Annotated in this window: 19 protein-coding genes and 2 tRNA genes; 7 read left to right on the plus strand and 14 right to left on the minus strand. The window is 73.7% G+C overall.

From position 1 onward, the window contains the following. Positions 1-231 precede the first annotated feature (231 nt). The gene (locus tag ACFYYH_RS06550; RefSeq protein ID WP_388546726.1) at positions 232-1476 is read left to right on the plus strand and encodes a M6 family metalloprotease domain-containing protein; all 1245 of its coding nucleotides are present in this window, start codon (positions 232-234) and stop codon (positions 1474-1476) included. 146 nt (positions 1477-1622) lie between these two features. On the opposite strand, the gene ACFYYH_RS06555 is transcribed toward ACFYYH_RS06550, so the two are convergent. The 7 genes from ACFYYH_RS06555 to ACFYYH_RS06585 form a co-directional block, all read right to left on the minus strand. Then, positions 1623-1696: transfer RNA gene (locus ACFYYH_RS06555), tRNA-Lys, on the minus strand. A gap of 118 nt (positions 1697-1814) precedes the next feature. After that, the gene (locus ACFYYH_RS06560; RefSeq protein WP_388546729.1) at positions 1815-2507 is read right to left on the minus strand and encodes a hypothetical protein; all 693 of its coding nucleotides are present in this window, start codon (positions 2505-2507) and stop codon (positions 1815-1817) included. A gap of 222 nt (positions 2508-2729) precedes the next feature. Beyond that, positions 2730-3077 carry a hypothetical protein gene (locus tag ACFYYH_RS06565; RefSeq protein WP_388546730.1) on the minus strand — a complete coding sequence of 116 codons (348 nt, stop codon included), beginning with the start codon at positions 3075-3077 and terminating at the stop codon, positions 2730-2732. Between the two features lie 129 nt (positions 3078-3206). Then, complete coding sequence (locus ACFYYH_RS06570) at positions 3207-4571, minus strand: AAA domain-containing protein (protein ID WP_388546733.1); 1365 nt, start codon at positions 4569-4571, stop codon at positions 3207-3209. Beyond that, entirely contained in the window at positions 4568-6274 is a 1707-nt protein-coding gene (locus ACFYYH_RS06575) for a hypothetical protein (RefSeq protein ID WP_388546735.1), read from the minus strand. The genes ACFYYH_RS06570 and ACFYYH_RS06575 overlap by 4 nt, the downstream gene beginning before the upstream one ends. Next, on the minus strand, positions 6274-7602 hold the full coding sequence (locus ACFYYH_RS06580) for a hypothetical protein (protein WP_388546738.1): 1329 nt from the start codon (positions 7600-7602) through the stop codon (positions 6274-6276). Before ACFYYH_RS06580 ends, ACFYYH_RS06575 begins: the two co-directional genes overlap by 1 nt. After that, positions 7520-8539 carry a phosphatase PAP2 family protein gene (locus ACFYYH_RS06585; RefSeq protein ID WP_388547262.1) on the minus strand — a complete coding sequence of 340 codons (1020 nt, stop codon included), beginning with the start codon at positions 8537-8539 and terminating at the stop codon, positions 7520-7522. The genes ACFYYH_RS06580 and ACFYYH_RS06585 overlap by 83 nt, the downstream gene beginning before the upstream one ends. Before the next feature lie 218 nt (positions 8540-8757). Between ACFYYH_RS06585 and ACFYYH_RS06590 the strand changes: the two genes are divergently transcribed. Continuing rightward, the gene (locus ACFYYH_RS06590; protein ID WP_388546741.1) at positions 8758-9354 is read left to right on the plus strand and encodes a histidine phosphatase family protein; all 597 of its coding nucleotides are present in this window, start codon (positions 8758-8760) and stop codon (positions 9352-9354) included. 136 nt (positions 9355-9490) lie between these two features. Here the strand turns inward: ACFYYH_RS06590 and ACFYYH_RS06595 are convergent, their stop codons facing one another. Next, positions 9491-11026, minus strand: a complete 1536-nt coding sequence (locus tag ACFYYH_RS06595) for a tetratricopeptide repeat protein (RefSeq protein WP_388546742.1) — start codon at positions 11024-11026, stop codon at positions 9491-9493. A 239-nt stretch (positions 11027-11265) separates the two neighbouring features. Here ACFYYH_RS06595 and ACFYYH_RS06600 point away from each other — a divergent pair, with 239 nt between their 5' ends. Further along, entirely contained in the window at positions 11266-11670 is a 405-nt protein-coding gene (locus ACFYYH_RS06600) for a hypothetical protein (protein ID WP_388546745.1), read from the plus strand. Between the two features lie 61 nt (positions 11671-11731). Continuing rightward, entirely contained in the window at positions 11732-12592 is an 861-nt protein-coding gene (locus ACFYYH_RS06605) for a spermidine synthase (RefSeq protein WP_388546747.1), read from the plus strand. Positions 12593-12760: 168 nt separating this feature from the next. Here ACFYYH_RS06605 and ACFYYH_RS06610 read toward each other — a convergent pair whose 3' ends face one another. Beyond that, entirely contained in the window at positions 12761-13408 is a 648-nt protein-coding gene (locus ACFYYH_RS06610) for a hypothetical protein (RefSeq protein ID WP_388546750.1), read from the minus strand. 122 nt (positions 13409-13530) lie between these two features. Here ACFYYH_RS06610 and ACFYYH_RS06615 point away from each other — a divergent pair, with 122 nt between their 5' ends. After that, on the plus strand, positions 13531-14235 hold the full coding sequence (locus ACFYYH_RS06615) for a response regulator transcription factor (protein ID WP_388546752.1): 705 nt from the start codon (positions 13531-13533) through the stop codon (positions 14233-14235). Beyond that, positions 14232-15635 carry a sensor histidine kinase gene (locus ACFYYH_RS06620; protein ID WP_388546754.1) on the plus strand — a complete coding sequence of 468 codons (1404 nt, stop codon included), beginning with the start codon at positions 14232-14234 and terminating at the stop codon, positions 15633-15635. The genes ACFYYH_RS06615 and ACFYYH_RS06620 overlap by 4 nt, the downstream gene beginning before the upstream one ends. A 307-nt stretch (positions 15636-15942) precedes the next feature. On the opposite strand, the gene ACFYYH_RS06625 is transcribed toward ACFYYH_RS06620, so the two are convergent. From ACFYYH_RS06625 to ACFYYH_RS06640, 4 genes are all read right to left on the minus strand, one after another. Beyond that, a complete protein-coding gene (locus ACFYYH_RS06625) occupies positions 15943-17352 on the minus strand; it encodes a GH1 family beta-glucosidase (RefSeq protein ID WP_388546757.1) in 1410 nt (469 codons plus the stop codon). Between the two features lie 238 nt (positions 17353-17590). Beyond that, positions 17591-18514: a carbohydrate ABC transporter permease gene (locus ACFYYH_RS06630; protein ID WP_388546759.1), complete on the minus strand. Its 924-nt coding sequence runs from the start codon at positions 18512-18514 to the stop codon at positions 17591-17593. A gap of 8 nt (positions 18515-18522) precedes the next feature. Continuing rightward, the gene (locus tag ACFYYH_RS06635) at positions 18523-19626 is read right to left on the minus strand and encodes a carbohydrate ABC transporter permease (protein WP_388546762.1); all 1104 of its coding nucleotides are present in this window, start codon (positions 19624-19626) and stop codon (positions 18523-18525) included. A gap of 3 nt (positions 19627-19629) precedes the next feature. Then, on the minus strand, positions 19630-20964 hold the full coding sequence (locus ACFYYH_RS06640; RefSeq protein ID WP_388546764.1) for an extracellular solute-binding protein: 1335 nt from the start codon (positions 20962-20964) through the stop codon (positions 19630-19632). A gap of 294 nt (positions 20965-21258) precedes the next feature. Here ACFYYH_RS06640 and ACFYYH_RS06645 point away from each other — a divergent pair, with 294 nt between their 5' ends. Then, positions 21259-22326, plus strand: coding sequence for a LacI family DNA-binding transcriptional regulator (locus ACFYYH_RS06645; protein ID WP_388546767.1), 1068 nt, complete (start codon positions 21259-21261; stop codon positions 22324-22326). 156 nt (positions 22327-22482) lie between these two features. On the opposite strand, the gene ACFYYH_RS06650 is transcribed toward ACFYYH_RS06645, so the two are convergent. Further along, a tRNA-His gene (locus ACFYYH_RS06650) sits at positions 22483-22555 on the minus strand. Between the last annotated feature and the right edge of the window lie 87 nt (positions 22556-22642).

Below are 22642 nucleotides of genomic sequence, written 5' to 3' on the forward strand. Positions count from 1 at the left end.
GGTCCGCGCGACGGGAACGTCACGGACCGCCGCTCCGCCCCCGGACGATCGTTTCTGCCCGGCTGTGGCCCGGTCGGCCCCGCCGTGATCCCCGGTGACTTTCCGTGACCCGTCGGGGTGTCGGACGGCACGCGTGACGCTCCTCACCCGTGTGGGGCAGCGGAACAGGGCGTATCGCAGTAAAACGGCACAGGGTGGGTGAGGTATCCCCAATCCGGAGCGGAGGTCGATGTGGAGCGTCCGCAGCCACCGGGCGGAGTGGACCGGCCCCGCCTGCGCAGGACCGCGGCCGCCTGCACCTCCCTCATGGCGCTCGCCGCCACCTCCCTGGTCACGGGGCCCGCCGCGGACGCGGTTCCCGAGGGCCCCTGCGCGCTGACCCGTACCTCCGCCCACCACTCCCTCGGCCTCGACACCTGGAACGAGTCCTACCCCCGGCCCGACCGCGCCCTCGACGCCGTCATGATCTTTCTCTCCTTTCCCGACTCCAGGAAGCTGCCCGATCCGGCGGAGCTGGCGGCCGATCACTTCCCGGCCACCAGCCGCTTCTACGACCAGGCCTCGTACGGGAAGTTCGCGCTGCGGGCGCACCCGGAGCTCCGCTGGGCACGGATGCCGCACGCCTCGACCGCGTACGGGATGCGGCGCGACTGGGAGCCGGCGCGGCGCACGGCCTATCTGCGGGACGCGGTGAACGCCGCCGATCCGCTGGTCGACTTCTCGCGCTACGACGTCGTCTATCTGGTCGCCGACCCGGAGGCGCCGGGCGTCGACTCCGACGCCACGAAGGTGGTCAACTTCGAGCAGCCGATGAAGGCCGACGGCACGGAGATCAAGCGCATCGTCACCGTCTTCGAGCGCCATCCCCCGGACCGCAATGTGCTGGCCCACGAGACCGGGCACGTCTTCGACCTGCCGGATCTCTACCACCGGCCCGTGGACGGCAAGGGCGACTGGGACACCTATGTCGGCGACTGGGATGTGATGGGCAGCCAGTTCGGGATGTCGCCCGATCTCTTCGGCTGGCACAAGTGGAAGCTGGGCTGGCTCGACCGCAGCCAGGTGCGGTGCGTGGGCCCGTCGGGCACGAGCCTGCTCAGCCTGGAGCCGATCGCCGCCGCGGCGTCCGTCGCCGGGACCACGGGCACGAGGCTGGCGGTCGTCAGGACCGGTGACAACTCCGCCCTGGCCATCGAGGCCCGCTCAGCGACCGGCAACGATCTCCAGACCTGCTCCGAGGGCGTGCTGATCTACCGGGTGCGGGGCGGTACGCCGTCGGGCGGCGGCCCGGTCGAGGTGGTGGACACCCATCCGGACAGCCAGGCCTGCTGGGACCAGTCGGTGTATCCGCCGCTCGCGGACGCGCCGCTGGGGGTCGGCGAGACGTTCACGGTGCCGGGGGAGCGGACGAAGGTCGAGGTGGCGGACCGTACGGCCGGGGGCGCGTGGACGGTCAAGGTCACCCCGGGCTCATGACGCCGGGGAGGCCCCCCTCGCGCTCCGGGCCCCGCCCCCCCGGGGCCCCTCGCTCCGGGACTCCCCGCCCCCCCGGGCCCCCGCTCTCCTCTGGCCCCTGGAACACGAAGAGGCCCCTCGCTCTCGCGAGGGGCCTCTTCCGTCGGTGCGCCGCCAGGGACTCGAACCCCGGACCCGCTGATTAAGAGTCAGCTGCTCTAACCAACTGAGCTAGCGGCGCCTGCTGACGTCGTAGACCTTAGCACCCGGATCGGCGGGAGGAAAAATCGATATACGGAGGGCCGCTCCGGGGCCGTCATGAGGCGGTTCCGGGCCCGGACCGGGCCCGTTTCCGGTGGTCAGGAGCACGACTGCGGCAGCAGCTCCACCATGGCCGCCGCTCTGGGGTGGGGGATGGTTCCCGTGCCGGCGCGGGTGGTCCCCGCCCTCGCGCGGGCGGCCCGTACACAGGCCCAGAGGAGCACCTCGGGCCCCGGCAGCCAGGGATGGCGGGTGTCGGGGGCGATCACCCAGCGCGGGGCCGACGCGGAGCCCGGTGTGAGCGGCGGTACGGTCACGGCGTCGCCCACGCCGTGACAGAACAGCGGCGGCGGGGCGGCCGGGTCCGTGCCGCCGGTCTCCGTACCTCCGCCGCCCCACTCCTCCCAGGACAGCAGGGACGGCAGCCGCTGGGCGGTGCCCGGCGCGGCGAAGAGGAGCGTACGGCCGCGGTGTACGGCGACCGGCCCCGAACCGGGCCCCTCGGACCACAGCCGGTCCAGCATGCGGCGGCCGAAGACCCAGGGGACGTTCACCACGTCGAAGACGGAGCCGCAGGCCAGTACCCCGGGAGCGGTCGGCCGGGCGGCCCAGTGGGAGAGCGTGGAGCGGGGATACGGTCCGGAGGAGGCGAGCCAGTCCGCGCCGGCCTGGGTGACCGGCGCGGCGGGACGATGGCCCTCGTCCTGGAGGAGAGCGAACGTGTCGGCGCGCCGTCCGTCGTCGGCCGGGCCGGGGCTCGGCGGGGATTCATCTCGTAACCATGCGCTCATGGCATTCAGGTCTACCGCGAGTAACGGCCCGGCCCCGGGGAGTTCGGGGAAACCGGGACAGCGCGGGCGGGGGACGGGTAACCTGCCCCCTCGGCATATGCCAGACGGGTGAACGTGCCCCGCCCCGCCCCTCTCCGCCGGGCCCGCGGACCGGCCGTTTCCGGCCGTACGACCCCGGCGGGACCGGGGCCGTACGCCTGACGGCCGAGGCCGGGACCGGGCCTAGGGACCCGCGACGCCCTCGCCGCGCAGCAGGTCCCGGCCGAACTCGACCATCTTCCTGGCATAGTCCTCGGTCCACTCCGCGCGGCGGGCGATGTCCTCCGTCGTGAGCCGGTCGAAGCGGCGCGGATCGGCGAGCTGGGCGGCGGCCACCGCCTGGAACTCGACCGCCCGGTCGGTGGCCGCACGGAACGCGAGAGTCAGCTCGGTCGCTCTGGCCAGCAGCTCCCCGGGGTCGTCGAGGGACTCCAGATCGAAGAAGTGCTCGGGGTCGGCGACCGCCTCCGAGGGTTCGAAGAGCAGCGGTGCGGGCCGTAGCCGCCGCTCGCTCCGCTCGGGATCCGGCATCTCGTTCCTCCTGCTCGTACGTGTACAGGCCCTGCGACCACCGTCCATTGTCCCGCCCGCCGCAAGGGGGCGTTCGGGGCGTGCGCCACCGGGTGCGCGCGGGGCCCGCGGAATCCGCTCGGCGGGGGCCTACGGCCGCCAGCTCACCCGGTGCTCCGACAGCCGCGCCAGCACCGCGTGGTTCGCCTCCCAGCCGTCCGGGAACTTCACCGTCACCCCGAGCTGGACCGGCTCGGTGGACGGGTGCTCGTCGAGGAGCTCCGCCACGCCCGCGCGGCAGACCACGACACAGGCGTGCCGGTGGCGGGAGGCGAGGACGCAGAGACGGCCGGTCTCCAGATGGAACGCCGTGGCGTCGGGGCGGCCCGAGAGGGGGTGGAGGACGACGGTGACATCGAACTCACGGCCCTGGAGACGGTTCGCGGTGTCCACGGCCACCCCCGTCACCCCCAGCTCCGCGAGGGCCGCCCGGACGGCCGCCGCCTGGTCGCGGTGGGCCGTGCCGACCGCGATTCGGTCGGCGGTCACCGGCGCCGGTCCGGGGGAGCGCTCGCTCACGGCCACGCCCCCGCGGTCCAGCAGTCTGCGCACCACCAGGGCCACGGCCCGTACCGCCTCGGGGTCCGTACGGGGCGTGCGCCGGGCGGGCAGCTCCAGCAGTCCCCAGCCCGACTCCGCCGCCTCGTCCAGCACCCGGTCGGGGCCCGAGCCGTCGGACGCCACCCCGAAGGCGAGCCGCCGGTCCCCGTGGCCCGTACCGCTGCGGAACGGGGTGTACGGATAGAACGCGCCCGACACCAGCGGCGCCGCCGACGCGGGCAGCCGCCAGGAGACGGGCAGCCGGTGCTGGGGCAGCTCGGGGTTGTGCGCCAGCAGCGTGGTGACCGCGCTCGCGGACGGGTCGTACGACAGCCCCGCCCACTGGTCGGCGCCCACCACGCTGAACGGGTCGAGCTGTCCCGGATCACCGACGAACAGCGCCCGCTCGAAGAGCCCGGCGACGGCGAGCAGCGCGTCCGAGCGCATCTGGTAGGCCTCGTCCACGATGGCGTGCCGCCAGGGCTCGACCCCCTGCACATGGGCCCATTTCGCGGCGGTCGAGATGACGATGTCGAGTCCCGCCAGATCGGCCGCCTTCGCGGACTTCCGGACGTTCGGCAGCTCGTCCAGCGCCTTGTCGTACGGATCGGGGTCATTGCTGTGCAGTCGGCCGACCGGCAGCTCGGGATCCTTCTCGGCGAGCCGGGCGACCAGATCGTCCACCTGCGCGTTGGTCTGCGCGACCACCATCAGCGGACGTCCGGCCGCCGCCAGTTCCCGTGCGGCCCGGACGACGAGCGTCGACTTGCCCGCCCCCGGCGGCGAGTCGACGACGACCCCGCGGTGGGTGCCGTGCAGCGTGTCCCGGAGGATCGCGTCGGTGGCCCGCGTGGCGGCGGCGCCCGGGTCGAAGGGCGCGGAGTCCGGCGCGGGGCCGGAGAGGGGGCGGGTCACAGGAAGTCCTCCTCGGTCACCGGGTCCGGAGCCTGGCGCGGGGCCGTGCCCTCCGCGCCCTCCGTCCCGTCCGCGCCCGGAGGACCGCCATGGGTCCAGGGCGTCTCCTCCGGGTCCGGCAGTTTGGGGCCGCCGCGCTGGTCGTGTTCGAAGAGCGTCCAGGCGATCCGGTCGCCCTTGTCCGGCACGGAGCCGGGCGCGGGCTCCTTGCCCCGGCCCATACGGTCGGTCAGCCGCAGCACGAGCGTGCCGCCGGCCCCGGGCCCCTCCCCGGCACCGCCGTCGGCCCCGTCCTCGCCCGCCGGGCCGTCCTGGTCGTCCGGGCCGTCCGGGCCGTCGTGGTCGTCCCCGTACCGTACGAACTCCGCCGACTGCGGCTTGCCGTCCAGCGAGCGGAACACCTTCGTACGCTCGCCGAGATGCGGCCGGTCGTCGGTGCGCACCGTGATCAGCGGACGGGGGGTCGGGCGCTTGCTCTCGCTGTACGCCATCACCACCTCCGTCACCTCCCCGACAAACGCCTCGCCCGACAGCCTGCGTCCCGCGAGCACCAGCGGATCGTCCAGTGCCTCCGCCGCCTCCAGCTGCGCCTGTGCCGTCTCGCGCGAGGCCAGCTTCTGCGCGGCGGTGACGGCGTCGTCGCGCCGGGGCTGCGGCGGCTCACCGGCGCGCACCCGGTCGCGATGGCCGGTGAACGACCAGCGGTCGCGCGTCCAGCGCTCCTCCACCCGCGCCCCCTCCGGCAGTGCGCGCAGCAGGTCGAGGCCGTGCCACACCGCGTCCCAGGTCGGCCGCAGGACACCGAGAAGCAGCGCGCGGATGTCCCGCTCGGCGGCCGTGAGCCGGGCCAGCCGCTCCTCCGCGTCCGGTCCGTCCTCGGCCGCCCCCAGCTCCTGGCGCGCCCGGTCGTACCGCTCGATCGCGGGCGCCAGCAGTCTGTTGTCGAACGCCGGGTCCGTCGCGGGGCCGGCCGGCGGACACGCCAACTGCCCGTCCCTGTCCCGCTCCAGCTCCGCCCGCAGCGCCGCCTCGGCGCCCGACAGCGCCCCGGGCGGATCGATCCAGGCGAGCAGCGCGCCGAGGTGCTGGTCCTCCAGGCTCGACTGCCCGGTCGCCCAGTGACGGTTGAGCAGATCGGTCGCCGCGAGCAGCAGCGAGGAGCCGGGCACCCGGGCGCGCTCGCCGTAGTGCGTCAGCCAGCGGCCGAGCAGCGGCACGCGCGGCGGCGCGGGGTAGGGCGTGTCGGGGTCGTCCTCGGCGGTGCGCCGGAACCGCATCGACCGTCCCAGCAGCCGTACGAAGTCGATGCCGGGCCGGCTCGGCACGATCAACTGCGGCGCGTCCACGCACAGTTCGACCTCGACCTTGACCCGCTTCCCGGTCTCCGGGTCGGTCTCGCCGCGCTCGGCGGGCTCGACCACCTCGGCGTACGCGTCCAGATGCGGGAGCACGGCCTCGGCCAGCTCGCCGAGGAAGGCGAACCGCAGATCGCGGTCGCGCGGCTGCGCGACGGTCAGCAGCCGGGGCGCGTCCCGGTCCGTGCCGACCAGCGCGCCGAGCGGTGCGCCCGCCTCGCCCGCCGTGGTCAACGGCACCAGCACGAGCGGCCGGTCGGAGATCCGCCGGTGCCGGACGGTGGTCAGCGGCTGGGCCTGCCCGCTCGCCACGGCCTCCAGCCGCGCGAGCGTACTGATCAGCGACATCAGCCCTCCGTACGGCCCGTACGGCCCGGACCATCCGTCGGGCGCGGATCGTCCGTACGGCCCGGACCATCCGTACGGCCCGGACCATCCGTCGGGCGCGGATCATCCGTACGGTCCGGATGACGCCCGCGGTCCGCGACGGCTCCGGTCCCCGGCCCGGCCGCGCCTCCGGCCGTCCCGGCCGCCGCCAGGGCCTCCGCCCGCAGCGCCGCCGCCCGGCGGAGCGCCGCGACCGTCGGGTCGCGCGGGTCGCCCGTGTCGCCATGGGCCGCCGACAGCACGGCGGTGACCGTCGTCAGGGCGCCCAGTTCGCCCCGTACGCTGCGGCCCAGCGCCTCCACCGCGCCCCTCTCCCGCGCACGGGCCCGGCAGTGGAAGGCCAGTTCGCAGGCGGAGAGGCACTCGGGGGCGTAGGCCGCGGCGACCGAGTCCACCGCGCCGGTCAGTTCGGCGCCCGAGCAGCGGTCCAGGTCGAAGGTGGTGCCCTCGGGGAGCGTGTCCGCGATCTCCTCGATCCTGGTCAGCCGGGCGAGCTGACGACGTGTCACCGACAACTGCTTGCGCACATCGACCACGGACGCGGTCGGCAGGTTGGAGAAGTCCTTGGGGCAGACCAGCAGCACCTGGTGGCCCACCTCCGCCCCCGGCGTACGGGACGCGACCCGCTCCAGGGCCAGTACGTACACCGCGGCCTGCCGTGCCGCCGCGCCCACCTTCGACGCGTCCGCCGAACCGTCGATCATCGGGAAGGACTTGATCTCCACGACCGCCCAGCGGCCGTCGGGACGCACCACCACCGCGTCCGGCTCCAGATACGCGGGCGAGCCCGCCACCTCCAGGGCCAGCAGCGGATGGTCGAGCAGCGCCCAGGTGCCGGCCTCCGTGGCCTCGCGCAGGGCCAGTGCCGTACGCGCCACCCGCCCCTCGGGGCCGGCCGCCGACAGATCGGGGACCGCGACCTCGCCGGGCGCGGGCGGCGGTTCCTGGCCGCCGAGCCGCTCCGAGAGCAGCCGCATCAGCTCCGTACCGCCGTCGGCCTTGACCTTCGCCTCGAACGCGTTCCCCCGCATGAACGCGAACTGGGACTGTCCGAACGGCGCGGGGGAGCCGAGCGCCTCGGCCAGCGCCGCCTTGTCGACCCCGGCGCCGTCCAGCAGGGCACGCCGCCGGCAGCCCGGGTTCGCGGCGAGGGCGGCCAGCGCGCGGGCATCGAGCGGATGCGGCGCGACGGCGGGGCCGCGCAGCTCAGCGAGCCGTCGCCGGAGTGTCGTCTGCGGAGGAGGTGCCGGAGGTGCTGTCGCGGGTCCGCCGCCCAGGGAATCGCTCACCCGCGGAAGTCTCGCATCCGCCGCTGACAATCGGGGCCGGGCGGGGACGGGAGGAGGGGTGCGCGGGGCCGTGGGAAGGGGTCGGCGACGGGACCGGCGCGTGGACGGGGGACGGGACCGGCGCGGCCCCGGAGCGGCGGGCCGTCACCGCCGCGCGCACCCGGTCCGCCGCCCGCATCGCGGGCTTCGTCAGCAGCGCCCCCACCGCCATCACCAGCGCACCCGCGACCGCGTCCAGGAGGTAGTGGTTCGCCGTGCCCATCACCACCACGGTGATGACGACCGGATAGAGGGCGCCCAGCCACCGCACCAGCGGGGTACGCGCGTGCCGCCACAGCAGCACCCCGCACCACAGGGCCCAGCCGACGTGCAGGCTCGGCATCGCGGCGAACTGGTTGGTCATCTCGCCCAGACCGCGGGGCGCGCTCGCCTCGTCGCCCCACCAGCCGTACGCGCTGAACTGCGCCATGGTGTCGACGAAACCGTGCCGGGGGTCGAGCAGCCGGGGCGGGCAGGTGGGCAGCAGGGTGAAGCCGACCAGGCCCAGCAGGGTGGAGACCGTGAGCCAGCTCCGCGCGCTCCGGTAGAGCGCGGCGCGCCGTCGGAAGATCCAGACGAGCACGGCCGGGGTGACCAGGTAGTGGAGCGAGGCGTAGACGAAGTCGGCGGGGACGGCGAGCGCCGGGGTGGTGGTGAAGAGCCGGTTGAGCGGATGCTCGGCGTTCAGGAAGAGCGCCTTCTCGATGCGGAGGATGGCCAGCCCGTTGTCGACGGCGGCCGGCCCGTTGTCGCGCGCCAGCAGTCGGCCCGCCGAATAGGCGGCGTAGACCAGGACGACGAGCGTCAGCTCCGCCCACCAGCGGGGCCGGAGACCCGGCTGTCGCGGGTCGCCGACGCGGGCGCTGGCGGTGGCGCGGGCGGCGGCGCGGTGCGGCATGCGAACGGTCTCCATCGTCTTCTTCACGCGGTTTTTGGCCGGTGTTCAACCGTACGGTGTACGACACCGCTTTCCTCGGCCGGGTGTGCCCCCGGATCCTCGTTCGGCGCAATCACCGCCGACGGTGAAGGGGACGCCCCTGTCCCCCTGGAGGTTGCCCTTCGTTCAGGTACGCGATGATGGTGCGGCACCGGTTGTGAACTTCAGGGAGAGCCTCCATGGCACCGCGCATCCTTCTCGCCCGGCACGGCCAGACAGCCTGGTCGCTTTCCGGCCGCCATACGGGCAGGACGGACATACCGCTGCTCGACGAGGGCCGCAGGGGCGCGAAACTGCTGGGCGAGCGGCTGCGCCGGGCCCCCTGGTCGGGGCTGGAGGACGTCGAGATACGCACCAGTCCGCTGGTGCGCGCGAGCGAGACCTGCGCGCTGGCGGGCTTCGGCGACCGGGCCGAGGAGTGGGACACGCTGATGGAGTTCGACTACGGCGCGTACGAGGGCATGACACCGGCCGAGATCAAGGCGGACCGCCCGGACTGGTTCATCTGGCGCGACGGGGTCCCCGGCGGCGAGAGCCTGGCGGAGGTCTCCGCCCGCGCGGACGAGGCCATCGCCTGGGCGCGCTCGGCCGACCGCGATGTGCTGCTCTTCGCTCATGGCCACATCCTGCGCGCGATAGGGGCGCGCTGGCTGGGGGAGGACATCTCGTTCGCGGCGCGTGTCCGGCTCGACCCGACGTCGGTCTCGGTGCTGGGCTGGGCGTACGGGGATCCGGCGATCGAGGTCTGGAACGACACGGCGCACCTGGCGGACTGACATCCGGCACCCGATCCGCTGATCCGCTGACCGGCGCCCGACGGCCTGATGCCCGATGGCCTGATGCCCGATGGCCTGATGCTCGGCGGACCGGCCTCGGACGGACCGGCGCTGTCCTGCGGGCTCCTGTCGGCTGCTACGGGCGGCTGTTCGTCGAGGCGTGCCGGTCCAGGAAGGCCCGTACCTCCGGCAGCCGGCGCCGGGGCAGCAGCACCCGGGCCGTGGTCGCGAGTCTCGCGTGGATACGCGACGACTGGACCCCGTCCAGCAGATCCAGCGCCTGCCGGCCCGCCACCGCCGCCGCGTCGGGCGAGCCCGCGCGGGCCAGGTCGGTGGAGAGTTCCGCGCGGTAGAGGGCGAGATTGCGGGCGAAGTGCGGATCCTGGAGGACCGTGGCGCGGTACGCGTGACGGGCCGCCCGCGCCCAGTCGCCCAGCGACTCGTGGCAGAGCGCCTCCTGCGACTCCAGCTCGGGTTCGCCGAAGAAGGACATCCACTCGGGGTCCGCGTCCGAGGGCCCGCGCCCGAAGAGGGCGTGCGCCAGGGACAGCGCCCGCTCGCAGCCCGTACGGTCGCCGAGCCCGGACCAGCCGCCCGCCTCGCGCAGGGCGAGCAGCGACAGCAGCCGCGGCGAGTCGAGCGGCCGGGCCGCGCGGGCACCCGCCTGCGCGGCGCGCACGGCCTCGCGGTACCGGCCCGAATCCCTGGCCAGGAAGGACATGTTGCAGAAGGCGTGCGCCTCCAGCGCGGGATCGCCCGCGACCCGTGAGGTCGCCAGCGCCTCCGCGTAGTGCGAGCGCGCTTCGTCGAACCGGCCGGAGTCATGGGCGAGCCAGCCCACCGAGATCGACAGCTCGCCCGCGCCCGAGTGCAGCCGGTCGGCGGTGGCCTGCCGGGTGGCCGTGCCCGCGTCGAGCAACGCGTACGCGGCCCGCAGCGGACGGGCGGCCTGCCGGTAGAGCCCGTCGGCGCCATGGCGGTCGTCGAGCAGCCGGATCCGCCGTACGGCCTGCTCGACGGCGGTCACCTCGGCCTCGCCGATCCGCCTCGGGGCGGGCACGGCCGCGGCGGGCGTGCCGCCGAGGCCGAGGGACGCGGCCATGACCGTGACGGGGCCGCTCGTCATGAATGCGCGACGCAGCACGTCGCTCTCCTCGCTGGTGTCACCGCTGTCTCGGCTGTCACTGCTGTCTCGGGTACGGCCGGTGTCGCCGGTGCCGGTGTCACCGGTACCGCCTGCCCCGCCGAGGCCGCCTGCCCCGCCGAGGCCGCCAATGCCGCTGAGGCCACCGATGCCTCCGATGCCGTCGGCGGCGCCGTCGGCGCCGGCCGAGGTGGTGCCGTCGTCCGTGTCACCACCGGTGGCCGAGGCCCGGGGCCGCCGGGCCCCCGCCAGGATCCTGGCCGCCCTGCCGCGTACCTCTTCCCGCGCGGAGAACCCCAGGTCCTTCAGGGTCAGCCCGGGGAACATATGCAGGAAGACCCGTTCGTACGCGTAGTTGGGGCAGCGGATCTCACCCGCCTCCACCCGTCCGATGTACCGTGCGTCGCAGGCGACCTGCTCACCGATCTCCCGGGCGGCTCTGCGTACGGCGGCGGCGAACTCCGCGGGCGAGCGCTGTGCGCGCAGCCCGCGGAAGGCATGGTTGGGAACTGCCCGGGACGACGCCATGACCGAGCCCTCTCCTGGTACAGCCGACGGAGCCGCCGGTTCACCTCCGGCGGAGCTAGAACGTACCGGCTGTGACAGGCCGCACACACAGGGTTTGCTGACAAAACGGATATCTCGCCCGTGATCTGCTATGAACTGCCATCCTTTGCGGCGGCGTGCCGCCGTAGCCGTTGACGCCGTCCCGCGTTGTACCCCCTGGAGACGCTCAGGGCGTCTGCGCTCGACGAGGAGGGGTTCCCGTGTTGGAGTCTCAGCACACGAACGGCCAGGAGTCCGGCGCGCGTTCCGGGGAAGCGGGGGAGCCCTGCGACCTGGTGACCGTTCCGGCCCGGCAGGGGCTCGAAGCGGTGGACATCCTGCGGCGCGGGGGCACCCCCGTGATGGGACCCGTGCTCCATGACGCGCCCTGCGACACCCTCGGCTTTCTGGTGCCACCGGGCACGGCGGCGGGCTGGGACATGCCGGGCAGCGCGTGTACGCAGACCCACGGCCGCGGTGTGCGCCTGCCCGCGGAACCGCCCGTCACGGGCTCGAACTGGCTGCTGCCCCCCGACGCCACGGGGGCGGTCACGGACCCGGCGGTGCTCCGCGAGGCGCTGGGGCAGGCGGCGCGGCTCATCGAGGTGGTGGACCGATGTCGCTGACGGTGGCCCGGCGCCCGGGACCGGCCGACCGCTGACGGAGTGGTGGGCCGATAATGGGCGGGTGGCGAGAAACAGGCGTGGTGCGGCGGAGACGGCCGTGGTGGAGGCCGTCGACGGGGGCAGCGCCGAGCTGATACCCGACCGGGAGCGGCCCCGCGCGTGGTCGCTGCTGATCGACGGGGCCCCGCAGTCCCATGTCGACCTCGACGATCCCCGGTATCTCTCCTTCGAGTACCAGCGCAGACTGGGCCATGTCGCCGATCTGGTGGCACCCGCGGGCCGGCCCCTCCAGGCCGTGCACCTGGGCGGCGGTGCCTTCACCCTCGCCCGCTATGTCGCCGCCACCCGCCCCCGTTCCACCCAGCAGATCGTCGAAGTGGACGCGGCGCTCGTCCGGTTCGTCCGTACGCGGCTCCCGCTGGATCCCGCCGCCCGGATACGCGTGCGCTCGGCCGACGCCCGCGCGGGGCTCGCCAAGGTGCCGGACGGCTGGGCGGATCTGGTGATCGCCGATGTGTTCAGCGGGGCCCGCACCCCCGCGCATCTCACCAGTGCCGAGTTCCTCGGGGAGGTGCGGCGGGTGCTGCGGCCGGACGGCTGGTACGCCGCCAATCTCGCCGACGGACCGCCGCTCGGCCATCTACGGGGTCAGATCGCCACCGCCGCGAGCGCCTTCGGGCAGCTCGCGCTCGCCGCCGACCCGGCGGTGCTGCGCGGGCGCCGCTTCGGCAACGCCGTCCTGGTCGCCTCCGACCGTGAACTGCCCGTCGCCGAGCTGACCCGCAGGGTCGCGGGCGACCCGCACCCGGGGCGGGTGGAACACGGGCGCGCGCTGGCCGACTTCACCGGTGGGGCGCCCGCCGTCACGGACGCGAGCGCCAAGCCGTCGCCCCCGCCTCCGCCCGGCGCGTTCACCGCCTGACGGCCCCGACGCCGCACACGCCGTCCGAAGCCCGAGGCCGGGAGCCCGAAGCCCGAAGCCCGGAAAACCCCGAAACCCCGAAGCCCGGGAGCCGTCAGCCGTCGGCTGTCAGCCCGGAGCCCGTCAGCTGTCAGCCCGAAGCCCGCGACCGTCGTGTCCGGCGGTCCCTCAGCGGTCGTCGAACTGGACCATCGGCGGATGGTCGTTCCAGGTGCAGAACACCGAGACCTCCCGGCCGTTCTGTGTGAACGTCACCCGGATCCAGGCCGGTTGCGTCCACACCTGCATCTGCCAGCCCGGGTCCGGTGTCGCCGAGACCAGCTCGGCCGAGACCTCGCCGATGTCGAAGGCGACCCGGCCGCCGTCGACCGTATAGCTCTTCACCTGTCCCGAGGCGGCCGGTTCCGCGTCACCGGCAGAGCCCTGTGTGCCCTGTGTGCCCTGCGCGCCCTGTGCCGGTCCGCCCGCCGAGGGATACGGCCGGGGGGACGGCGGGTGCGCCGCGTCCGGCGTCTTGCCGCCCGCTCCCGGGTGCGCCCCGGCGCCCGCGCCGCCCTCCGTGCCGGTGTCCGTCCCGGCGGATCCCGCCGGGCGGCTCGGGCTCGTGGACGGGGCCGGGGGCCGCCGCGTGGACGAGGTGACCGGACTGGGCCGTGGCACGGCCGCGTTGTCCCCGGGGAGCGCGATCGCGCGCGGCGGGTCGTAGGCCGTGCCGGCCATGACCGTACGGACGCCCCACCACGAGAGCGTGACCGCCGCCCCGGTGGCGAGCGACCAGGCCATCGCGTGTACGAGTCCTCTGCGCATCCCCGTCATAGTGCCGCACCCCGCAACACCCGCGCCACACACGCCCCGTGTGTCACCGGCCCGGCCTCCCCGGGGGACGGACCGCCGCGACCGGCCTCCCCGCGTTCCCCGGATGGCGTACGGTGCCGCCCATGCCCAGTGTGCTCGTGGTCGAGGACGACCAGTTCGTGCGCTCAGCCCTCATCAGGCATCTGACCGAGGCCTCCCACACCGTACGGAGCGTCGGCACGGCCCTGGAGGCGCTGCGCGAAGTGGCCCATTTCCGGTTCGACGTGGTCATCCTCGACCTCGGGCTGCCCGATCTCGACGGCGCCGAGGCGCTGAAGATGCTGCGCGGCATCACCGATGTGCCGGTGATCATCGCCACCGCGCGGGACGACGAGACGGAGATCGTACGGCTCCTCAACGACGGCGCCGACGACTATCTCACCAAGCCGTTCTCCGTCGAGCACCTCTCGGCCAGGATGGCGGCCGTCCTGCGCCGCTCGCGCGCCGGCGCGGACGAGGCCACCCCCTCGCGCGTGATCCGGGTCGGCGGGCTCTCCGTCGACCCGCTGCGCCGCCAGGCCGAGCTGGACGGGTCCCCCCTGGACCTGACCCGGCGGGAGTTCGATCTGCTGACGTTCCTCGCCGGGCGCCCGGGGGTCGTCGTCCCCCGCAAGGAACTGCTCGCCGAGGTGTGGCAGCAGTCCTACGGCGACGACCAGACCATCGACGTCCATCTCTCCTGGCTGCGCCGGAAACTCGGGGAGACGGCGGCCCGACCGCGCTATCTGCACACGCTGCGCGGCGTCGGGGTGAAGCTGGAGCCGCCCGCGCCGGAGCCGCCCGTATGAGATGGGCGCTGGTCAAGGTCGCCCTGGCCGTCACCGTGATGGTCGTCGTGGCCTTCGCCGTACCGCTCGGGCTGGTCATCAAGGAGATGGCCAGGGACCGGGCCTTCAGCAACGCCGAGCGGCAGGCCGCCACCATCGGCCCGACCCTCTCCATCACCACCGACCGCGAGGAACTGGAACGGGCCGTCGCCTCCACCCAGGCCGGCGCGTACGGACGGATGGCCGTCCATGTCCCGGCCGACGGCGGACCGGGCGCCCTGCCGCTGGAGATCGGTACGCGCAGGGCCGCCGAGAAGGACCTGCGGACCGTCCGGCGGATCGGCCGCGCCTCCATCACCGAGGTCGCGGACGGTTTCGCGCTGCTCCAGCCGACCGCGCTCAGCCAGGCCAGGATCGCGGTCGTGGAGATCTTCGTCCCCGACGACGAGGTCTCCAACGGGGTCACCACCGCCTGGCTGGTGCTGGCGGGCGTGGGTCTCGCGCTGGTCGTCGGCTCCGTCGCGGTCGCCGACCGGCTCGGGCTGCGCATGGTCGAACCCGCGCGGCGCCTCGCGTACGCGGCACACGCGCTCGGCGAGGGAAAGCTCGGCGCGCGGGTCCCGGAGGAGGGACCGCCCGAACTGCGCTCCGCGGCCGTCGCGTTCAACTCGATGGCCGACCAGGTCGTCCAGCTCCTCGCCAACGAGAGGGAACTCGCCGCCGATCTCTCGCACCGGCTGCGCACCCCGCTCACGGTGCTGCGCCTCAACGCCGCCTCACTGGGCGAGGGACCGGCCGCGGATCAGACCAGGGCCGCGGTGGCCCAGTTGGAGCGCGAGGTCGACACGATCATCCGTACCGCCCGGGAGGCCAAGCCGCAGACGGTGGCGGCGGGGGCCGCCGGGGGCTGTGACGTCTCCGAGGTCGTACGGGAGCGGATGGACTTCTGGTCGGCGCTGGCCGAGGACGAGGGGCGCACGGCACGGGTCGCCGGGATCGGCGGACCGGTGCGCATCCCGGTGGTCAGGGCCGAACTGGCCGCCGCGCTCGACGCGTTGCTCGGCAATGTCTTCCGCCACACGCCCGAGGGCACGGAGTTCGCCGTCGATGTGCACAACGGCGAGGACGCCGTGATCGTCCTGGTCTCCGACGCGGGCCCCGGGATCGCCGATCCCCGTGCCGCGCTCGCGCGGGGCAACAGCGGCGGGAAGGACGGTTCGACCGGCCTCGGCCTCGACATCGTGCGCAGGGTGGCCGAGTCGACGGGCGGGGACGTGCGGATCGGCCGCTCGGTGCTCGGCGGCACCGAGGTACGGATCTGGATCGGGCTCGACGGCTGGCGGGCCCCGGACGCCCCGCGCGGCCACCGCCTGGGCCGCCGCAAGCGCGCGGCGCAGGGACGCAGGACGGCGGAGGTCTGAGCCGGGGCGGGTCCGCCGGGCCCGCCGCCGGCACGGGCGGTCAGGGCCGTCAGGACCGTCAGGGCGGGGCCGTCAGGACCGTCAAGGCGGGGCGGGCGCCGGCCCGGCGGCGGGCCCGACCTTTAATCCGCTCCGATGCGTTCCTTAAGCGTGCCCTAAGAACCACGGCCCCTGTCCGGTACGGCCCCTTTGTCCGTGCCGGGGCGGCTAGCGTGCCTGTCATGGCTGCCCCACCAGCCACCCCCCTCCGCCCCGGCCGGATCCCCCACAACCGGCCGGGGCCCCCGTCGGCCGGCCAGGGCCCCCGTCAGCCGACCGGAACCTCCGGCAGCACACCCGTACCGGCCAGCCGGGCGTACCAGAGCGCGCTCGACTTCGGCGTACGGCGCTGGGTCTCGTAGTCCACGTGCACCGCGCCGAAGCGCTTGCCGTAGCCGTGCGCCCACTCGAAGTTGTCCAGCAGCGACCAGAGGAAGTAGCCGCGGACATCGGCCCCGTCGTCGATCGCCCGCCGCACCGCCGCGAGATGGCCGTGCAGATAGCGGATCCGGTCCGGGTCGTGGACCGTGCCGTCGGCGCCGGGTCTGTCCGGGTACGCCGCGCCGTTCTCGGTGACCATCAGCGGCAGCCCCGGCGCCTCGCGCGTGTACCGCAGCAGCAGGTCGTACAGCCCGCTCGGATCGACCGGCCAGCCCATCTCGGTCAGTTCGCCGGGCGGCCGGTGGAAGGCGACGGAGTCGGCGCCGGGCCAGGGGGAGTGACCGCCCTCGCCGTGGCCGTCATGACGGCCCGCGAACGCGTCCGTGGCGGCCGAGACCACCGTGGGCGCGTAGTAGTTGATGCCCAGCGAGTCCAGCGGCTGCCGGATCGTGGCCGGGTCCGTGGCGCGGACGAAGGACCAGTCGGTGATCCGCGCGGTGTCCGCGAAGAGATCCTCGGGGTACGCGCCCTCCAGCATCGGACCGGTGAAGATCCGGTTCGCGAGCGCGTCGATACGGCGCTGTGCGTCCAGGTCCTCGGGCGAGCGGGTACGGGCCCGTACGGCCGACGGGTTGAGGCTCACCGAGAGCCGGCGGCCCGCCGGGAGCACGGAGCGCAGCGCCTGCGCGGCCAGGCCGTGGCCGAGGCTGAGATGGTGCGCGGCGCGCAGGGCCGCCGCCGGGTTCGTACGGCCCGGGGCGTGCGCCCCGGAGGCGTACCCCAGAAAGGCGCTGCACCAGGGCTCGTTGAGGGTCGTCCAGCGCGCGACGCGGTCACCGAGGGCCTCGCCGACCTGCCGCGCGTACTCCGCGAAGCGGTACGCCGTCTCACGCCGGGGCCAGCCGCCCGCCGCCTCCAGCTCCTGCGGCAGATCCCAGTGGTAGAGGGTGAGGACGGGCTCGATGCCGTGGCCGAGCAGATCGTCGACCAGGGCGCGGTAGAAGTCGAGACCGCGCTGGACGGCGGGGCCGCGCCCGGTGGGCTGGACGCGCGGCCAGGAGACGGAGAAGCGGTACGCGTTCACCCCCAGGCCCGCCATCAGCCGGACGTCCTCGGCCCTGCGGTGGAAGTGGTCGACGGCGATGTCGCCGGTATGGCCCTGCGCGACCTTGCCGGGCGTATGGCTGAAGGTGTCCCAGATGGACGGTGTGCGCCCGTCCTCCCGGGCCGCGCCCTCGATCTGGTACGCGGCGGTGGCGGTGCCCCACAGGAAGCCGGGCGGAAAGGTGTCGGACATGGAGCAGCTCCCGTAGACCGTAGTGATGAGGTGCGGGGGTGCGGGGCGCGGGACGGGCGGCGGCCCGCGAGGGAGGCCGGGCGCGGGCCGGGGGTGGCGGCCCGCCCCCGCCGGGCCGGGGCACGGACCGGCGGGCCGTCACCCCCGTCACCACGGGCCGGCATGACGGCCCGTCGTGCGACGACGGCGGGTGACGGCCCGTGGCGCGACGACGCCCGGCGCGCCGGGCGACCGGCGCTCAGCCCTTGACCGCGCCCTGCATGATCCCGCCGACGATATGTCTGCCGAAGATCACGAAGGCGAGCAGCAGCGGCAGCGTGCCCAGCAGCGCCCCGGCCATGATCACCGACTGGTCGGGGATATAGCCGCGGCCGAGCCCGGTCAGCGCCACCTGCACGGTCGGATTGCCGTTCTGGGTGAGCGCGATGATCGGCCAGAAGAAGTCGTTCCAGGCCATCACGAAGGTCAGCATCCCCAGCACGGCCATCGCGGGCCGCGCGGCCGGGAAGACCACGTGCCACACCACCCGCCAACTGCTCGCGCCGTCCACCCGGGCGGCCTCGATCAGCTCGGTGGGCAGCGCCCCGATCAGATACTGCCGCATGAAGAACACCCCGAAGGCGCTGACCAGGGTGGGCAGGATGACGGACTGGAGCTGGTCGGTCCAGGACAGCTCGGCGATCAGCATGTACAGCGGTACGACGCTGAGCTGCGGCGGCACCATCATCGTGCCGATCACCAGCAGCAGAAGCAGATTCTGGAACCGGAAGCGCAGCTTGGCGAAGGCGAAACCGGCGAGCGTGGAGAAGAGCACCGTGCCCGCCGCGATCGCGCCCGCGACCACCGTCGTGTTGAGCAGGGCCGTGCCCATATTGGCGTCGGTCCAGGCGATCTCCAGATTCTTGAAGAGGTTTCCGCCGAACCAGAACGGCGGCGGGGTCTGCGCGAGCCTGGTGTTGTTGCGGGAGGCCGCGATCGCCGTCCACACCAGCGGGAAGAGCGAGCCGGCGGTGAACAGGATCAGTACGGCGTAGGTGATCCGGCCGCCGTGGAGCTGCCGGCCCGCGCCGCCCCTCTTCGGCCGTGAGCGGCGCGGTCCGGCGCCCGGCCCGGGGCCGGAGGGTGTCCGCGGATCCGTGAGTGTCTGTGATGTCGTGGACATGGGTGCCCCTACGCGCTCTTGCGGAGACGGCGGCCGATGGCCCAGTTCACCGCACCGATGATCAGCAGGATCAGGAACATCGTCCAGGCGATCGCCGAGGCCCGGCCGAGGTGGAGATTCACCCAGCCCTGTTCGTACAGATAGAGCCCGAGCGTCTGGAACTGGTGACTGGCCCCGCCGGTCGCGCCCGCGCCGCCGTTGAAGAGCAGCGGCTCACCGAAGAGCTGGGTCGCGCCGATCGTCGAGACCACACAGGTGAACAGGATCGTCGGGCGCAGCGAGGGCACGGTCACATGGATGAACTGCTGCCAGCGCGAGGCCCCGTCCAGGGCCGCGGACTCGTACAGATCGTTGGGGATGGCCTGCATCGCCGCCAGATAGATCAGCGCGTTGTAGCCGGTCCACCGCCAGATGACGATCGTGGAGACCGCGAGCTGCGAGGTCCAGGTGCCGTTCTGCCAGTCGACGGCGTCGAACCCGGCCAGCCCGAGCAGCCAGTTGATCATTCCGTAGTCACGGCCGAACAGCAGGACGAAGACCAGCGTCGCGGCGGCCACCGAGGTGGCGTACGGGGTGAGTACGGCGACCCGGAAGAACATCGAGCCGCGCAGCCGGTAGTTGAGCAGATGGGCGATGCCGAGCGCGATCAGAAGCTGCGGGACCGTGGAGAGCACCCCGATGGTGACGGTGTTCTGGAGCGCGTTCCAGAAGAACTCGTCGCCGAGCAGCCGGGAGAAGTTGCGCAGTCCCACCCACTCCATGTCGGTGGGCGCGGTCAGCTCCACGCGGTGCAGCGAGGCCCAGCCGGTGTAGAGCAGCGGGAAGAGCCCGAAGGCCATGAAGAAGACGAAGAACGGGGCGACGAAGGCGTACGGACTCCATCGCACATCGCGGCGGTACCAGCGGCTGCGCCGCTCCCGGCGCCGCTCCTCGCGCTGCTCGCGGCGTTCCTCACGCGGTGGGTCGGGGTGGGTTCCGGAAGAGGTGCCGGGGGTCCGGTCGCGGCCCCCGGCGGGCCCCGCCGCCGGCCCGCCGTCCGTGACGGCCGGGTCCGGCGCCGGGGCCGCGCCCTCCTCCTCGGAGGGCGCGGCGGCACGTGCGTCACTGGGCATCGGTCACTGGTCCAGCGCGTTGTCGATCGCCTTCACGGCGGCGTTCCAGCCGTCCTTGGAGGACGTGCCCTTCTGGTCGACCTGGAGCATGCCGATGTCGGCCAGGTTCTGCGCGATGATCAGGTCCTTCGGCCCGACGATCTGGACCGGTACGCCCTTGGCGGCCGCGGAGAAGATCTCACCGATGGGGGCGTTGTCGAAGTACTCGTGCTTGGCGCCGGAGACGGCCGGCAGCGCGTACGCGGCCTGGGAGCTGGGGAAGCTGCCACGCTCGGCGAAGAGCGTGGCCTGCTGTTCGGGTGCGGTCAGCCAGGCGACGAGCTTGGCCGCGGCCTCCTTGTTCTTGCTCGCCTCGGGCACCACCAGGAAGGAGCCGCCCCAGTTGCTGGGCTTGGGCGCGGCGGCCACGTCCCACTTGCCCTTGCCCGCCTCACCGCCCTTGTCCTGGATGTAGCCCAGCATCCAGGCCGGGCAGGAGACCGTGGCGAAGGTGCCGTTCGCGAATCCCTGGTCCCAGCCGGGGGTGAACTGCTGGAGCTTGGCGGTCAGTCCCGCGCCCGCGAACTCCGCCGCGGTGTCCCAGGCCTGGCGCACGGACGGGTTGGTCTTGTAGATGACCTTGCCGTCCTTGTCGTAGAAACGGTTGGCGTTGGAGCCGGTGATGGCGGCCATCACACCGCTCGCCGAGTCCACGAAGGCCGTGCCCTCGGGCGCCTTGGCCTTGAACCGCTTTCCGGCGTCGAGGTACTTGCGCCAGTCGCCGGCCCACAGCTTGCCGACCGCCTCCCGGTCGGTGGGCAGGCCCGCCTGGGCGAACAGGTCCTTGCGGTAACAGATGCCCTGCGGGCCGATGTCGGTGCCGAGTCCGACGGTCTTGCCGGCGCTGGTGGTGGCCTGCGACCACTTCCACGGCAGGAAGCTGTCCTTCTGTACGCCGTCGGCCGTGCCGAGGTCGACCAGCTTGTCGCCCTGTGTGGCGGTGATCTCCGCGATGTTGTTGACCTCGACGGCCTGGATGTCGGCGAGTCCGCTGCCGCTGCCGAGGTGGGTGAGAAGCTGCGGGTAGTAGTTCTCGTTGCGCTCGATGGAGGTCTGCTTGATGACCACGTCCTTGTTGAGCTTCATGTACTGGTCGTAGAGTCCGGCCTCCTTGAGACCGAAGGCGCCGAAGACCCCCACCGTGATCGTGGTCTTGCCCTTGCCGCCCTCACCGCCGCCCGGGGCGCTGCCGGAGGGGTCGTCGGTGTCCTCCGCGCAGCCGGCCAGGACTCCGGCGGCCAGCGCGGCGACGGCCGCGAGGACCACCGCCCGGCGGGGCGAGCGAGTACGTGTGCGCATTACGTCCTCCTAATGCACCGACGTACCGGGCTCCGGCCAACTGCTCTGTGCAGCTCGGCGGTTGGGCGGGGGCCGGTGCGGTCGGGATACGTGCGGGGCTTGTATGGGTCAGGTACCGTGGGAGCGCTCCCATGTGTGATGTGTTGAAGCGTCGCGGGTCCCCGTAGGGGTGTCAAGGGACCGGGCGGCGCGAGGTGGCTCGTTTATCCGTTTGTTGGGTTTGTCGAATTACTTCGGGGGAGCGGGGCCGGGACGGGTGCCGCGCGGACGGCGGGTCGGTGGGGGAGGGCGGAGATGGCGTCTCGGGAGGCCCGGGGGACGGGCGGGGCGCGGGCGCGCGGCGGCAGACCGCCCACGCTCGAAGAGGTGGCCGTACGGGCCGGGGTCGGCCGCGGCACGGTCTCCCGGGTGATCAACGGCTCCCCGAGGGTCAGCGAGCGGACGAGGGCGGCGGTGGAGGCGGCGGTCGCGGAGCTGGGGTACGTACCGAACCGCGCGGCCCGCGCGCTCGCCGCCAACCGGGCCGACGCGATCGCCCTGGTGGTGCCCGAGCCCGAGACCCGGTTCTTCACCGAGCCGTACTTCTCGGACATCGTCAGCGGCGTCGGTGAGGTCCTCGCGGAGACGGGGATGCAACTGCTGCTCACCTTCGCGGGCGGCGCCCGTGAGCGCCGGCGGCTCGCGCGGTATCTGGCGGCGCACCGCGCCGACGGGGCGCTGCTGGTCTCGGTCCACGCGGACGATCCGCTGCCGGAGCTGCTGGCCGGGCTCGGCGTCCCGACGGTCATCAGCGGCCGGCGTTCGGCCGCCGAACCGCTGCCCGCGGTCGACTCGGACAACACCGAGGGCGCCCGTGCGGCCGTCGCCCATCTTCTGGCCCGGGGCCGCCGTACCGTCGCGACCGTCACCGGCCGCCTGGAGGTGTACGGCGCGGCCTGCCGCCTCGACGGCTACCGCCGGGCCCTCGCGGAGGCCGGACACGCCCCGGACGGGCGGCTGACGGCCGTGGGGGACTTCACCGAGGACGGCGGACGCCGCGCGATGGGCGAGCTGCTGGCCCGCCGCCCGGATCTGGACGCGGTCTTCGCCGCCTCCGACGTCATGGCGGCGGGCGCCCGCCAGGCCCTGCGCGCCGCCGGCCGCCGCGTCCCGGACGATGTGGCCCTGGTCGGCTTCGACGACTCGGCGACCGCACGCCATATGGACCCGCCCCTGACCAGCGTCCGCCAGCCGATCGAGGAGATGGGCCGTGCGATGGCCCGGCTGGTCCTGACCGAGATCGCGACCCGCCCGGCGCCGGGCCGGACACCCCCGCCCCGGATCGTGCTCCCCACCCGGCTCGTCGTCCGGGCCTCCTCCTGACCCCGGGCCCCGTCCGGCGGCGCGTCCGCCGGAGCGGTGCGGACACCCGGCGCGGACACCCGGTGCGGACACCCGGCGCGGCGCGAAAACCCGGTGCGGCGCGGAGCACGACAAAGGCCCGGCCTGCTTCCCGCAGGCCGGGCCTTGATCGTTCAGGGTGAGTAACGGGACTCGAACCCGCGACATCCTGGACCACAACCAGGTGCTCTACCAGCTGAGCTATACCCACCACGACCGGTCGTTTCCGACCGGCCGAGGAAAAGTGTACAGGGTCCGCGAGGGTGCTCGCGCCTGCATTCGTGCCGGGGCGGCGGGG

The sequence above is a fragment of the Streptomyces sp. NPDC002018 genome, from assembly GCF_042890865.1.
Lineage (GTDB): Bacteria > Actinomycetota > Actinomycetes > Streptomycetales > Streptomycetaceae > Streptomyces.